The sequence below is a fragment of the Sulfuricaulis sp. genome (assembly GCF_024653915.1).
In the GTDB taxonomy this organism is placed as follows: Bacteria; Pseudomonadota; Gammaproteobacteria; order Acidiferrobacterales; family Sulfurifustaceae; genus Sulfuricaulis.
The window spans coordinates 112,491-125,649 of record NZ_JANLGY010000011.1; the positions used below are offsets into that span (position 1 = coordinate 112,491).

Genomic DNA, 13,159 nt, shown 5'->3' on the forward strand with positions numbered 1-13,159 from the left:
TTGCCTTGTCGAGTGTAATGCGGGCGCCTGATTTTTCAGGGTTTGAATTCGCCCAAGAGTTTCTTTTTCACCGGCACATTCTTGAGACGCACGTATTGCGGCAGGCCATTCTTGTACGGCGGATAATCTTCGCCCTGTATCAGCGGTTCCAGATAGGTGCGGCACTTGGCGGTGATGCCGAAGCCATCGTCGGTGATGAAGTCTTTGGGCATCATCTTCTCGACGTTCGCTACCTTATTAAGCGGGGCTTGGCCCACTTTCCATTTATAAGGTTTGCTGGACAGGCGCACCACCGTGGGCATCACCGAATTATGACCCTTGGCGGCCAATTCCACGGCGGCCTTGCCCATGGCATAGGCCTGCTCCACGTCGTTCTTCGAGGCGATGTGACGCGCGGCGCGCTGCAAGTAGTCGGCCACGCCCCAGTGATACTTGAGATTGAGACCTTCCTTGATGATCGCGGCCACGACCGGCGCGACACCGCCGAGCTGGGCGTGACCGAAGGCGTCCTTGAGGCCTTGGTCGGCGAGGAACTTGCCGTCCGGACTCTTTACGCCTTCGGACACCACCACGGTGCAGTAGCCGAATTTTTTGACGTTGGCGTCAACGGTGGCGAGAAACTTTTCCTTGTTGAAGCTGACCTCCGGAAACAGGATCACGATCGGAATCTCAGTATCCGGAGTCGAGGCGAGCCCGCCCGCGGCCGCGATCCAGCCGGCGTGACGGCCCATGACTTCAAGAATAAATACCTTGGTTGAGGTTTTGGCCATCGAAGCCACGTCGAAGCTTGCTTCGCGCGTGGAGACGGCGATGTATTTGGCGACGCTGCCGAAACCGGGGCAGTTGTCGGTGATCGGCAGATCGTTGTCCACGGTCTTGGGGACGTGAATGGCCTGAATGGGGTAGCCCATGGTCTCGGACAGTTGCGAAATCTTGAGGCAGGTATCGGCCGAGTCTCCGCCGCCGTTGTAAAAGAAGAATCCAATATCATGCGCCTTGAACACCTCGATCAGGCGGTCGTACTCGCGCTTGTTTTGCTCCAGGCCTTTCAATTTGTAGCGGCAGGAGCCGAACGCGCCCGAAGGCGTGTGACGTAGCGCCTTGATGGCGGCCACCGATTCCTTGCCGGTGTCGATCAGGTCTTCCGTCAGCGCTCCTATAATACCGTTACGTCCGGCGTAGACCTTGCCGATTTTCTTCGGATATTTTTTCGCGGTTTCCAGTACGCCGCAGGCCGAGGCGTTGATGACGGCGGTGACGCCGCCCGATTGGGCGTAGAATGCATTTTTGGGTTTGCTTTTTGCCACAGGTTTCAATCTCCCCAGAAGTTTGGTGATAAGTCCGGTTTGTCCGGCGAGTCATCGCTATCCTTCGCCGGTTGCTGATCCGTTTTGATTTTCTGCTTGCGCAGATGATCGGACTCGACTTGCAACACGCTGATGACACAGTCGCCGATCTCGTCATAACTGTCGATGCCGGTGCCGAGTTGGTACTCCGGATGGTAATAGAAGTTGGCCCGAAAGCGCTTGGCACCGGGTTTTACAATGGCAAAGTTTGCCCCCTTCGCGCTCCAGAACAGTGCCGGGCACCAGGCCACGCCATCGGCGCCGCCGAGCATGACCTCGGAGTCGGCCCGTTGCGGTTCGATCTCCTTGCCGTAGCGTTCCTTCAGGGTATTGCGCACGGCCCAGAGCTCGGTCTCGGTAAAATCCGGTATTTTGTTTTGATTCATCGGATGGAAATCAGGGCGGTATCCTGCCTGGAATACCGAGCTTAACCAAGTTTCCCTCCTTGGAACACGCGGAAAGTTGAATCTGGTGATAGGGTCCATTTATAGGGGTCGGACCATTGACGCCGAGGTGGGCAAATTGTAGTTTACGCGCCCCTGAGGTTAAACCAGGGGAAAAATCCTCAGATACCACGAACCACCAAGAACTTAAAAGCGAGAATGCCATGAGAATCGTGCTTTTGGGAGCGCCGGGGTCCGGCAAGGGAACGCAAGCTAAGTTATTGGTCGAGAAGTACAAAATTCCGCAGATGTCCACGGGCGATTTGCTGCGGGCGGAAGTCGCTGCCGGGACCGACCTGGGAAAAAAGGCCAAGGCGACGATGGATGCCGGCCAACTGGTTTCCGATGAAATTGTGCTCGGCATGATTCAGGCGCGGCTCGCCAAACCCGACGCCAAGAATGGTTTTATTCTCGACGGTTTTCCGCGCAATATTCCGCAGGCCCAGGCACTCGATGCCATGTTGGCGCGACTCGGCCAACCCTTGCAGCTCGCGCTGCTGGTGGATGTCGACGCCGACGTATTGATGAAGCGTCTGACCGGCCGGCGCACCTGCGGTTCCTGCGGTGCGATCTTCAACATTCATTTCTCGGCCCCGAAGATCGGGAACAAGTGCGACAAGTGCGGCAGCAGCCTCACGCACCGCTCCGATGACAACGAACAGACGGTGAGCAAGCGCCTCGCCGTGTACCAGCAGCAGACCGCACCGCTCGCCAACTACTACAAGGCACAGGGGAAACTCCGCACCGTGCGTGGCGTGGGCGCGGTGAGCGCCATCTTCAAGAGTGCGACTGATATCATCGAGTCGCAAATCCGGCCGCTGGCTGATGTGATGAACATGATTGAGTCGGCGGCGGTGCGCCAGGCCGCCAAGGCCAAGGCGGAAGAGGCCAAGGCCAAGGCAGCGGTGAAGGCGGCTAAAGCGGCGAAGATTGCTAAAGAAGCAAAAGCCGTTAAAGATGCAAAAGTGGCTAAAGCGGCCAAAGAGGCCAAGGCCGTGGCCGCTGCCAAATCCAAGGCGAAGCCAGTTGTGAAAATATCCGCCCCGAAAAAGACCACGCCGCAAAAGGCCAAAGCCAAATCCAAGAAAGCGACCAAATCCGTTCCCAAAGCCAAAAAGGTCAAGTAATCTGGTTGGGTTCGTCAGCAGGGCCCGGGAAACGGGCCCGGTTTTTTGAAAAAGTCGTCTCGGCATTTCGCCCAGCGGACGGCTAAGCTAGCATTAGGAAAAATCACCGCTTCCTCAGACCATCATGGCAACCGACACCGGAAAATTCCCGCGGATACGCATGCGGCGCATGCGGCGCGATGATTTTTCGCGCCGCTTGATGCGCGAGACCCGGCTCACGGCGGACGATCTTATCCAACCGGTGTTTGTCATGGAAGGCAAAAACCGCGCAGAACCGGTCCCGAGCATGCCTGGCATCAGCCGCGTAACGACCGACCTGCTGCTCAAGCAGGCAGAAAAGCTTCTGAAGCTGGGTGTGCCCGCCGTCGCCCTGTTCCCGGTAGTGCCGTCATCGAAAAAGGACAACAAGGCCAGAGAGGCATTTAATCCCAAGGGCCTGGTGCCGCAAACGGTGCGCGCACTCAAGAAACATTGCCCGGAGCTGGGCGTGATTACCGATATAGCCCTCGATCCTTATACCTCACACGGCCAGGACGGGCTGATCAACAGCAGCGGTTACGTGCTGAACGACGAAACCGTGGCGGTGCTGGTGAAGCAGGCTTTGTCGCATGCCGCCGCCGGGGCCGATGTCGTGGCGCCCTCGGACATGATGGACGGGCGTGTCGGCGCCATCCGCGATGCGCTGGAGAAAGCGGGTCATATTCACACTCGCATCCTCGCTTATTCCGCGAAATATGCCTCCCATTTTTACGGTCCTTTCCGCGACGCCGTGGGTTCAGCTGCCAATCTCGGCAAGAGCAACAAGGAAAATTATCAAATGGATCCGGCCAATTCCGATGAGGCACTGCGCGAAGTGGCGCTCGACATCGAGGAGGGCGCGGACATGGTGATGATCAAGCCCGGGATGCCCTATCTCGACGTTGTGCGCCGGGTGAAAGACGAGTTTGGTGTGCCAACCTTCGTCTACCAGGTCAGTGGCGAATACGCCATGCTCATGGCGGCGTCGAAAAATGGTTGGCTCGATGAACGTGCCTGTGTCTTGGAATCGCTGCTTTCCATCAAGCGCGCCGGGGCGGACGCCATTCTCACTTATTTCGCCGAACGCGCCGCGGGATGGTTGAAAGACAGTGGCAAGTGACAAGTAGCAAGAATAAGGTTTTTTGTATTTTACTTGCCACTTGATACTTGCAACTTGCTACTGCTTTTATGAATTATCGCCATATCTTCCATGCCGGCAATTTCGCCGACGTCTTCAAACACGTCGTGCTCTCGCTGCTGCTCAAGTCGCTGCACAAGAAAGAAACTCCGTTTTGCTATCTGGACACCCATGCCGGCGCGAGCCGTTATGACCTCAGTAGCGCGGCGGCGCAGAAAACCGGTGAGTACCGGGACGGTATCAAGCGCCTGTGGAATAACTCGTCCATCCCTGAAGTGGCGGACTATCTGGCCGCCGTGCGCGCGCTGAATGACGCGGACAGCTTGCGGTATTACCCGGGATCGCCACGTGTCGCACGGTTTTTTCTGAGGCCGCAGGACCGCGCCGTACTATTTGAACTTCAGCCGGAGGAGTGCACGCATTTAAAAAACGAATTTGCCGGCGACCGGCAGGTGCTTGTTCAGGGGCAGGACGGTTATGCTGGCCTCAAGGCGCTTTTGCCCCCTAAGGAACGACGCGGCCTGGTGCTGATCGATCCGCCCTACGAATCGGACAAGGAATTTGAACAGGTTATCGATGGGCTGCGCATCGCCCACGCACGCTGGGATACAGGCATGTATGCCCTGTGGTATCCCATCAAGGGCCGCCCTCCCGTTGAGCGCTTTCATCGTATGCTCGTCGCGACGGGGATACGCAAAATCCTGCTGGCGGAATTCAGTCCATATCCGGAAGACTCGGGTTTCCGTCTGAACGGTTGCGGCATGGTAGTGATCAACCCTGCCTGGAAGCTGGATGAAACGCTCCAATCAGTGTCATCGATCCTGTTGGAGCGGCTGCGGCAGCATCCGGCTGCCCGCGCAGCAGTAACTTGGCTGGTTCCGGAATAAGGACTCAGACGTCACCGGTAACGGTCCTGACCAGCGGTAAAAGCGCAACGGCAACCAACTGTTACAAACATCCATCGACAGAACACGCCGAACCGGGTATTTTATTCACCAGTAAGTACTGGTTTTCAATAATAAAACCGTTTCTGCCGGTTTCCGGCGTGGAGGTTCCGGTGGTCAAAGGCTTACCGGCTATGCAAGGGGAGGACAGTAACGCTATGAACGAAAGGCGGGATAGTCAACGCGTGCCGGTCACGCTCGACGCCGTGCTGAATTATCAGGCACAGGTCATGATTTGCACTATCCGGGACATCAGTTTGAATGGGGCATTTATTCAGGGTACTCCAGAGGGGCTCCCGTATTTCAATGCTCCCGTGGAGCTGGGACTGACACTGATTTCTGCCGGTGAAACCAAGCAGCATCGTATTCCCGCGAAAATCCGCCGCATTACCGACAATGGCGTCGGCCTGACTTTCGGTGACGTCGGCATGGATGCCTATTTCAGCCTGGTCAATTTGGTCTACAACGCTTAACCCCCGGCGTTTTTCTCGATAATTTCCCATCCGCTCCCCCCGTTTGGTTTTGATCCGACGGGGCGAAATCACACCAGTTGCCGTTTTACGTAAGCCTGGCGCCATTTTCCGGCCGGAATTCGAGAGTCGTGGACTAAACTTGTTTCTGATCGCCGTACTCTAACTCCGCGTTTCTACACTGTTTCCCATCGATATTTGTCCAGGGCCTGTTTAAGGCACGTCCCTTGCACACATATAGCCCCAAGGGACGGGGATAACCAATTAATTGCGCGTTACTACGGATACCGGATTCGAAGAGAAGGGCCGGGCGGGGAAGTAACGCGTAAGGTTGTCGGCGAAAATCGAAAATAAAAAACCTGTCGGTCATCGGCCGGGTGCCTGTATTTTGCATGTTTCGATATAAGTCAAAGTCTCTCATCGCCTCCGGCTTTGTTCTGGTTTTGGCGCTCACTGTCGCGCTCGCGGGAGTGGGCCTGACGCGCATTACCGCGATCCACAATCACCTCAAGCTCGTCACCGAGAAATACAACGCCAAGGCCGACATCATCTTTTCGATGCGCCACGTTGCCCGTGAACGGGCGCTCAGCACTTACGCCATGTTCATCATGGATGATCCCTTCGACCGCGAGGAAGAATTGCGCCGGTTTACCAGCATGGCTGCTGAATTCATACAGCTTCGCGACCGACTGATGGAGATTGGCCTTGAGCAAAGGGAGCAGTTGGCGCTGGATAAAGTGCTGGAACAGGTGCGCATATACCAGCCGCTGCATCTGGCGCTGGTGGAAAGAATCACAAGTGAGCGTCTCACCGGTGTCAAGGAGGAAATCCTGCGGCATGATCTGTTACGTCAGCGAACCATGCTGGGCCTGCTGGACGAGATGGTGGAGCTGGAACGTGTCGAGAGCGAAAAGGCAACGGCGCAGGCCACCCGGGAATACAACTCGGCCTATCTGGTCATGGTCCTCCTCACTGCGATCATTATTGCTTCGGGTTTTCTCATTGCCGCCTATGTCATTTACCGCACACGCCTCGTGGAACAGGCCCTGGCGCAGGAAAAGGAACACGCGGAGATCACGTTGCATTCGGTGGGCGATGCAGTTATTGCTGCCGATGAGCAGGGTAACGTCAATTACATGAATCCGGCCGCGGAGCATATGACGGGCTGGCGTAACGCGGAGGCGCGCGGCCAGCCGCTGCGTAACATTTACCACATCATCAACGAAACCACGCGTAAGCCGCTCGAGCATCCGGCAATGATGGGCGTCTTGGATGCGCCCATCACCGGGCTGGACAAGCACACTCTGCTGGTCAGCCGTTCCGGTCGGGAGCTGGCCGTCGAGGACAACGCCGCGCCGGTCCGCAACAGCGACGGCGAGGACATCGGGGCGATCCTGGTGTTCCGCGATGTGACCGAGCAGCGCCAGATGCAAAAGCAATTAAGCTGGCAGGCCAGCCACGACCCACTCACCGGGCTGGCCAACCGGCGCGAGTTCGAGGTGCTGCTGGAGCGCCTGATCTCCAGCGCCAGGGAGCAGGACAAGCGCCACGTCCTGTTGTATCTCGATCTCGATCAATTCAAGGTGATTAACGACACTTGTGGACATGTCGCCGGTGACGAATTATTGCGCCAGATCGCCGGGCTCATGCGACCCCTCATTCGCGACAGTGACACCCTGACCCGCCTGGGTGGCGACGAGTTCGGCATCCTGCTTGAGGGCTGCTACATCCCGCAGGCGGAGCAGATCGCGCACAAGGTGCTGGAGGCGCTGGAGGATTTCCGTTTTGTATGGCAAGACAAAACCTTCCGTGTCGGTGTTTCTATTGGATTGGTCGGTATCCACGCCGGCAGCCATACGGCTTCGAGTGTATTGAGCGCCGCCGACGGCGCCTGCTACATGGCCAAGGACAAGGGCCGCAACCGTATATGGGTGCATCAGGAAGACGACCATGAAACGACGCATCGCCAGGGCGAAATGGAATGGGTCTCCCGCATCATGCGCGCTTTCGATGAAAACCGGTTTGTTCTATATTTTCAGCGCATTATGCCGCTCGTTACGACGGCAGGTGACTATCCCTACCGGGAAGTGCTGGTGCGCATGATTGATGAAAACGGCGAGCTGGTGCCGCCGATGGCGTTTATCCCGGCTGCTGAGCGTTATGGCGTGATGAGCACCGTCGACCGCTGGGTTGTCAAAACTGCCTTAGCTTGGCTGGCAGACCACGCCTCCGATGAACACTTGGCCATTAATCTTTCCAGCCAGTCATTGGGCGACGAGGATTTCCTGAAATTTGTGATGGAACAATTCCGTACCACGCGCCTTTCGCCCCGTCGCATTTGTTTCGAAATCACGGAAACGGCGGCCATCGCCAACTGGAACCGCGCCACGCACTTCATTGCCGCGCTGCGCGCCCTCGGTTGTCGCTTCGCCCTCGATGATTTTGGCAGCGGTATGTCGTCCTTCGGCTACCTGAAAAGCCTGCCCATCGATATCATCAAGATCGACGGTGCCTTCGTGCGTGACATGATCGATGACGAAGTCGACTATGCCATGGTCGAGGCGGTCAACCGCATTGGTCACGTCATGGGCATCCGCACCACGGCCGAGTATGTGGAAAACGACAAGATCCTCGAAAAGCTGCGCGAAATGGGTGTGGACTACGCCCAGGGTTATGGCCTGCATATTCCGCAACCTCTTGAGTTGCCCTCCGATGTTCTCGCGGGGAAAGTGGTAACCGCGAAGAAAAAGCCGTTCGATATGGACATCTCGGCGCTGGGCCGTCCCGCGGTCTAGGTGCTGGATCCAGCGGTTAATGCAAAGGCGGCGACCATCGTCACGGCCGCGGTTTCTATCCGCAGTATGGATGTCCCCAGTGTGAGCATTCTTGCTCCGGCCGCGACAGCCTGTTCGATCTCTGCTTCTGTGAACCCGCCTTCCGGGCCAATCAGAATCGTTACGTGTTTCGCCCCTTGATTGGCCGCGGTTGAAACGCTCACGGCCTGCGCGGCTGAGTGGGCGAGCCACACGCTGCTGCCCGCCGCTTTCATGCGCTCAACGATGTCGCGTACCGTGGATGTTGCTTCGATGGAGGGAAGGTGTAACCGCCGGCTTTGTTTGCAGGCCTCGAGGCAAATTTTTTTCCAGCGCGCCATGCTGTTCGCGCCGCGCTTAACCACGCTGCGCTCACAGGCCAGCGGCGTGAAGTGCGCCATGCCGAGCTGGGTAGTCATGTCGAGCAGTACCTGCTGGCGGTCGCCCTTGGGCAGCGCACAGGCGAGATGAATTTCCGGTTTGGGTGCCGGTTCACTACGCCGTTCCTCGATGCGCAATTCCAGTGTCCGCCCGCGTGCCACGACACGCAGCAGTGTGGCGCGCGCGATGCTGCCATGCCCGTCAAAAAGCCATAATGTGTCGCCATCATGGAGCCGGCGCGAGGCAGCGGCATGATGCGCCTCGTCGCCCGTCAGTACCAATGTCGCGCCGGGCTCGGCGAGCTGCTCGGAATAAAACAAGGGTTCGGTCATGTCTTGGTCCGATGGCGCGCAAGATACACGTCATAGCGCACCAGTTTGCCCGTCAGGCTCATGCTTGGGTCCGGCGCGAGCGGTGGTGCATCGTCTGGCCGTTTCACGACTACACGATCATGGGCGACGCCGCGACTGATCTCAAGCAATTCCAACGCGTCGGCATCGTCGCCGACCAGTTGGCGCAGTAGGCGCATTTCCTTTTTCACGGCGGCGGATTTCCGGCGTTTCGGCGGAAACATCGGGTCGAGATAGATTGCGTCGGGGCGTGGTGCCAGCGTGGGAAGCAGCGAGCGGGAATCGCCGTTCACGAGTCGTAAGCGCTCGGACAAGACCATCCCCGTCAATGTAGTGAGGCGATTCAGGCCATCCTGGGCCAGCGCCACGACCACGGGCGAGCGCTCAATGGCAGTGACGTGAAAACCCATGAGCGCCAGCAATAGCGCATCCTGTCCGTACCCCGCTGTGGCATCCGCGATAGTGCGCACTTTTTTTCCGAAGGCGCGCGCCAGCGGTTGGCGGCGCGAGAGATTTGCGCTGTAGGGGCGCAGGTCGAGAGGCGTGAAATCCACGAATACCGGACCCAGACGTGGGTCATGAGGATCCCGTAATTCAAGGTGTTCGGGTGTCAGAACCAGCTGTAAATCAGAACCCGGATCTCCTGTCATCACCAATGGTAGTTCCAGCTCATGCGCCAGTTCCTCGGCGCGGGATTTCAGGGCCTCATTGCCATTGAAGCCGAGGGCGATGCGGCTTGTGGCACGGTGTGGATTGGTCGCGGCAGGCGCTGAGCGACGAAACGGGGAAGTTGCCATGGTGCGGTTAGCATAATCACTCTTGAATCAATACGCACTCGCTGGTACAGCCGCGAACCTGGAACACTCTGCCCCGCTCCGCTCCGCAGGGCAGAGTGTTCAGGCGCCTGAGGCTTTCAGGGGAACGCGGGAATCGTCGGATCGCGTCCGCGCGCATCGGCATCCGGGCACTGCTCCCGGATCATGGTGGTGATTTCCCCGATTTGAAGCTTGGGGACGTCGACCATCAGCAGGATTCTTCCCTGTTCAATATCTTTTGAAAACTTTTTGAGACGGGTGTTGGGAACGTCTGCCGCAATCATGCCGGAGGCCCAGATACCGACGATGGCGCCAATCAGGCTCATGGCCAGGATAACGCCCAAACCCATCACCAGACCGGAAGGTGGAAACATCATGGCGACGACGCCAGCGAGTGCTCCGGTGGCGCCGCCCACGACCAGACCCAAGGCAAGGCCGTGGATTTCATCGCTTTTTTGCAGCATGGTGGCTTCGGGCAAATCGCCCAACGCCACGCCTTCCTTGGCCAGGAAAAACACGTGTTCTTGTTCGATGCGGGCCAAGAGCAATTTCTTGAATACTGATTTGGCGGTTTTGACGTCCGGTAACAGAAAATAAAGCCGTCTTCTCATCACAACCTCCTTGTCCCGCGACGGGGATTGGCGCCAGATAAAGACCTCTTTACATCCGATGGCTACAGGAAAAAATCATAGCTGATTCCGGACGGCATCCCAAAGAGATGCCGTACTTTTCGTGCAAGATTTATCTAGTGGTCGGAAACGACGGGTAGCGTAACAACAACGAAATCAGCCAGCGGCGGCTCGCCCGAGGCGTTTGCGGTCGGTTTCCTTGAGGAAGCGTTTACGCAGGCGCAGATGGTGAGGGGTTATCTCAACCAGCTCGTCGTCATCAATAAATTCGATGGCGCGTTCGAGGGTGAGTTCGATCGGTGGGACGAGAATGACGTTTTCATCCGAGCCGGAAGCGCGCATGTTGGTGAGCTGCTTGCCCTTCATCGCGTTCACCACCAGATCGTTGTCGCGCGTGTGAATGCCGATGATCATGCCTTCGTACATGTCCTCACCCGGGCCGACGAACATACGCCCGCGTTCCTGCAAATTGAACAATGCATAGGCGACACTCATGCCAGCACCGTTGGAGATCAGCACGCCGTTAATGCGCCCGCCGACCAGGCCCTTTTTCTCCGGGCCGTAGTGATCGAACACGTGATAGATCAGACCGCTGCCGGCAGTGGCGGTGAGGAAATCGGTTTGAAAGCCGATCAGCCCGCGCGCGGGAATCATGTACTCGAGGCGCACGCGGCCCTTGCCGTCCGGTTCCATGTTAAGCAGGTCGCCCTTGCGCTGGCCGAGTTGTTCCATGACCGCGCCCTGATGCTGGCTTTCAATGTCCACGGTCAGCTGCTCAAACGGCTCATGGGTCTCGCCGTTCACTTGTTTGGTGATGACCTGCGGGCGCGACACGCCGAGTTCATAGCCCTCGCGCCGCATATTCTCGAGCAGGATGCCGAGGTGCAGCTCGCCGCGTCCGGAGACGCGGAATTTGTCGGGACTGCCGGTGTCTTCCACGCGCAACGCGACGTTATGGATCAGCTCACGATCGAGCCGCTCGCGAATCTGGCGGCTGGTGACGTATTTGCCGTCCTGGCCGGCGAAAGGGGAATTGTTGACCTCGAAGGTCATGGTGACGGTTGGCTCGTCCACCGACAGCGGTGGCATGGCCTCGACCGTATTCGGATCGCACAGGGTGTCGGAGATGCGCGGCCCCTCGATGCCGGTGATGGCGATGATGTCGCCGGCCTCGGCCTCGGGCACTTCGGTGCGCTCCAGTCCCATGAAGCCAAGGACTTGTAAAATTTTACCGTTGCGGCTCTTGCCGTCGTGATCGATTATCACGACTTGCTGATTGGTTTTCACCTTGCCGCGAGTGATGCGGCCGATGGCAATGGCGCCGACGTAGCTCGAATAGGCGATGCTTGAAATCTGCATCTGGAAAGGGCCTTCGGGGTCAACCTTGGGCGGGGCGACGTGATTGATAATGGTTTCAAACAGTGGCGTCATGTCGCCTTCACGCACGTCCGAGGTGAGGCCGGCGTAGCCGTTCAACGCCGAGGCGTATACCACCGGGAAGTCGAGTTGTTCGTCGGTAGCACCGAGCTTGTCGAACAGGTCGAAGGTCTGGTTAAGCACCCACTCAGGGCGCGCGCCGGGGCGGTCAATTTTGTTGATGACGACAATGGGCTTCAGGCCCTGCGCGAAGGCCTTGCGCGTGACGAAACGCGTCTGCGGCATCGGCCCGTCCACGGCGTCGACCAGCAGCAGCACCGAGTCCACCATCGACAACACGCGCTCGACCTCGCCGCCGAAGTCGGCATGGCCCGGGGTGTCCACGATATTGATGCGGTAATCGTTCCAGCGAATCGCGGTGTTCTTGGCAAGAATGGTGATGCCGCGTTCACGTTCGAGGTCGTTCGAGTCCATGACGCGTGTGCCCATCTGCTGATGTGCGGCGAATGTGCCGGACTGTTGCAGAAGTTTGTCGACGAGCGTGGTCTTGCCGTGGTCGACGTGGGCGATGATGGCGATGTTGCGCAATTTCTGGATCATGGAACTAACCGGGAGTAAGGGCAAAAAGGCCGCGCATTATACACGGCAACGGGGTGAGGCGTAAGGAGCCATGGGTGCTGTGTATATTGCTGTTTACGTCCTGTTCTCTCGCTGGTGTCAGTGGCGTAAATGGGTGGCCCTTCATCTTTCAGTATAAACCCTGGGAATGCCGAAGGAAGGAAATGGAGAAAAAACTTACAACTGGATTAAGAGCACCTCAGCCGCTTTTTGGGGCCTTGGCCTGTTCCTTTTCGATTTCGGCGCGCACCTGGTTCATGTCGAGGGCCTTGGCCTTGTCGATTACCTGATCGAGGGCGGAGGTGGGCAGGGCGCCGGGTTGCGCGAAGATAATGATCTTTTCACGGAATATCATCAGCGTGGGGATAGAGCGGATCTGAAAATAACCCGCTAGCGCCTGCTGCTCCTCGGTGTTGACCTTGGCAAACACGATATCCGGGTATTTTTCCGAGGCGGTTTCGTACGCGGGGGCGAACGAACGGCAAGGTCCGCACCACGGCGCCCAGAAATCGACGATCACCATGTTATTTCCGCTTACGACCTGATTAAAATTTTCCTGCGTCACTTCTACGGTAGCCACTTGAATCTCCAGCGAGCATCTCAAGGATGTCCATGACATGAGGTTGAATTATGATACCGCTATCACGCGGTACGCTCAGGTTTTGTGATGGGGGCGTGTCAGTGGAAATC

Annotated in this window: 11 protein-coding genes and 1 pseudogene; 5 read left to right on the top strand and 7 right to left on the bottom strand. The window is 57.7% G+C overall.

The window, feature by feature from the left end:
* Nucleotides 1–35: 35 nt before the first annotated feature.
* A complete protein-coding gene (locus tag NUV55_RS05965; RefSeq protein WP_296671233.1) occupies nucleotides 36–1,307 on the bottom strand; it encodes a 6-phosphofructokinase in 1,272 nt (423 codons plus the stop codon).
* Between the two features lie 5 nt (nucleotides 1,308–1,312).
* Complete coding sequence (locus tag NUV55_RS05970; RefSeq protein WP_296671234.1) at nucleotides 1,313–1,732, bottom strand: hypothetical protein; 420 nt, start codon at nucleotides 1,730–1,732, stop codon at nucleotides 1,313–1,315.
* 221 nt (nucleotides 1,733–1,953) lie between these two features.
* Between NUV55_RS05970 and NUV55_RS05975 the strand changes: the two are divergent.
* The 5 genes and pseudogenes from NUV55_RS05975 to NUV55_RS05995 form a co-directional block, all read left to right on the top strand.
* Nucleotides 1,954–2,595: pseudogene (locus NUV55_RS05975) on the top strand (adenylate kinase); the annotation flags it as partial.
* Nucleotides 2,596–3,040: 445 nt separating this feature from the next.
* Entirely contained in the window at nucleotides 3,041–4,054 is a 1,014-nt protein-coding gene (hemB, locus tag NUV55_RS05980; protein WP_296671237.1) for a porphobilinogen synthase, read from the top strand.
* Nucleotides 4,055–4,122: 68 nt separating this feature from the next.
* Entirely contained in the window at nucleotides 4,123–4,959 is an 837-nt protein-coding gene (locus NUV55_RS05985) for a 23S rRNA (adenine(2030)-N(6))-methyltransferase RlmJ (RefSeq protein WP_296671239.1), read from the top strand.
* Nucleotides 4,960–5,174: 215 nt separating this feature from the next.
* Complete coding sequence (locus tag NUV55_RS05990; protein ID WP_296671241.1) at nucleotides 5,175–5,489, top strand: PilZ domain-containing protein; 315 nt, start codon at nucleotides 5,175–5,177, stop codon at nucleotides 5,487–5,489.
* A gap of 389 nt (nucleotides 5,490–5,878) precedes the next feature.
* On the top strand, nucleotides 5,879–8,281 hold the full coding sequence (locus NUV55_RS05995; protein ID WP_296671243.1) for an EAL domain-containing protein: 2,403 nt from the start codon (nucleotides 5,879–5,881) through the stop codon (nucleotides 8,279–8,281).
* Here NUV55_RS05995 and NUV55_RS06000 read toward each other — a convergent pair.
* The 5 genes from NUV55_RS06000 to trxA form a co-directional block, all read right to left on the bottom strand.
* Entirely contained in the window at nucleotides 8,278–9,012 is a 735-nt protein-coding gene (locus NUV55_RS06000) for a 16S rRNA (uracil(1498)-N(3))-methyltransferase (protein ID WP_296671244.1), read from the bottom strand. The genes NUV55_RS05995 and NUV55_RS06000 overlap by 4 nt on opposite strands.
* On the bottom strand, nucleotides 9,009–9,827 hold the full coding sequence (locus NUV55_RS06005) for a class I SAM-dependent methyltransferase (protein ID WP_296671246.1): 819 nt from the start codon (nucleotides 9,825–9,827) through the stop codon (nucleotides 9,009–9,011). The genes NUV55_RS06000 and NUV55_RS06005 overlap by 4 nt, the downstream gene beginning before the upstream one ends.
* 116 nt (nucleotides 9,828–9,943) lie before the next feature.
* Nucleotides 9,944–10,456: a hypothetical protein gene (locus tag NUV55_RS06010; protein WP_296671248.1), complete on the bottom strand. Its 513-nt coding sequence runs from the start codon at nucleotides 10,454–10,456 to the stop codon at nucleotides 9,944–9,946.
* 174 nt (nucleotides 10,457–10,630) lie between these two features.
* The gene (gene typA / locus NUV55_RS06015) at nucleotides 10,631–12,451 is read right to left on the bottom strand and encodes a translational GTPase TypA (RefSeq protein ID WP_296671250.1); all 1,821 of its coding nucleotides are present in this window, start codon (nucleotides 12,449–12,451) and stop codon (nucleotides 10,631–10,633) included.
* A gap of 217 nt (nucleotides 12,452–12,668) precedes the next feature.
* Nucleotides 12,669–13,049 carry a thioredoxin gene (gene trxA, locus NUV55_RS06020; RefSeq protein ID WP_296671252.1) on the bottom strand — a complete coding sequence of 127 codons (381 nt, stop codon included), beginning with the start codon at nucleotides 13,047–13,049 and terminating at the stop codon, nucleotides 12,669–12,671.
* Nucleotides 13,050–13,159: the final 110 nt, after the last annotated feature.

What these genes read in the sequence shown, in the direction of transcription:
- hemB (WP_296671237.1), top strand. Translation starts at nt 3,041, where the DNA reads ATGGCAACCGACACCGGAAAATTCCCGCGGATACGCATGCGGCGCATG.
- typA (WP_296671250.1), bottom strand. Translation starts at nt 12,451, where the DNA reads ATGATCCAGAAATTGCGCAACATCGCCATCATCGCCCACGTCGACCAC.
- NUV55_RS05985 (WP_296671239.1), top strand. Translation starts at nt 4,123, where the DNA reads ATGAATTATCGCCATATCTTCCATGCCGGCAATTTCGCCGACGTCTTC.
- NUV55_RS06005 (WP_296671246.1), bottom strand. Translation starts at nt 9,827, where the DNA reads ATGGCAACTTCCCCGTTTCGTCGCTCAGCGCCTGCCGCGACCAATCCA.
- NUV55_RS05995 (WP_296671243.1), top strand. Translation starts at nt 5,879, where the DNA reads ATGTTTCGATATAAGTCAAAGTCTCTCATCGCCTCCGGCTTTGTTCTG.
- NUV55_RS05990 (WP_296671241.1), top strand. Translation starts at nt 5,175, where the DNA reads ATGAACGAAAGGCGGGATAGTCAACGCGTGCCGGTCACGCTCGACGCC.
- NUV55_RS06010 (WP_296671248.1), bottom strand. Translation starts at nt 10,456, where the DNA reads ATGAGAAGACGGCTTTATTTTCTGTTACCGGACGTCAAAACCGCCAAA.
- NUV55_RS06000 (WP_296671244.1), bottom strand. Translation starts at nt 9,012, where the DNA reads ATGACCGAACCCTTGTTTTATTCCGAGCAGCTCGCCGAGCCCGGCGCG.
- NUV55_RS05970 (WP_296671234.1), bottom strand. Translation starts at nt 1,732, where the DNA reads ATGAATCAAAACAAAATACCGGATTTTACCGAGACCGAGCTCTGGGCC.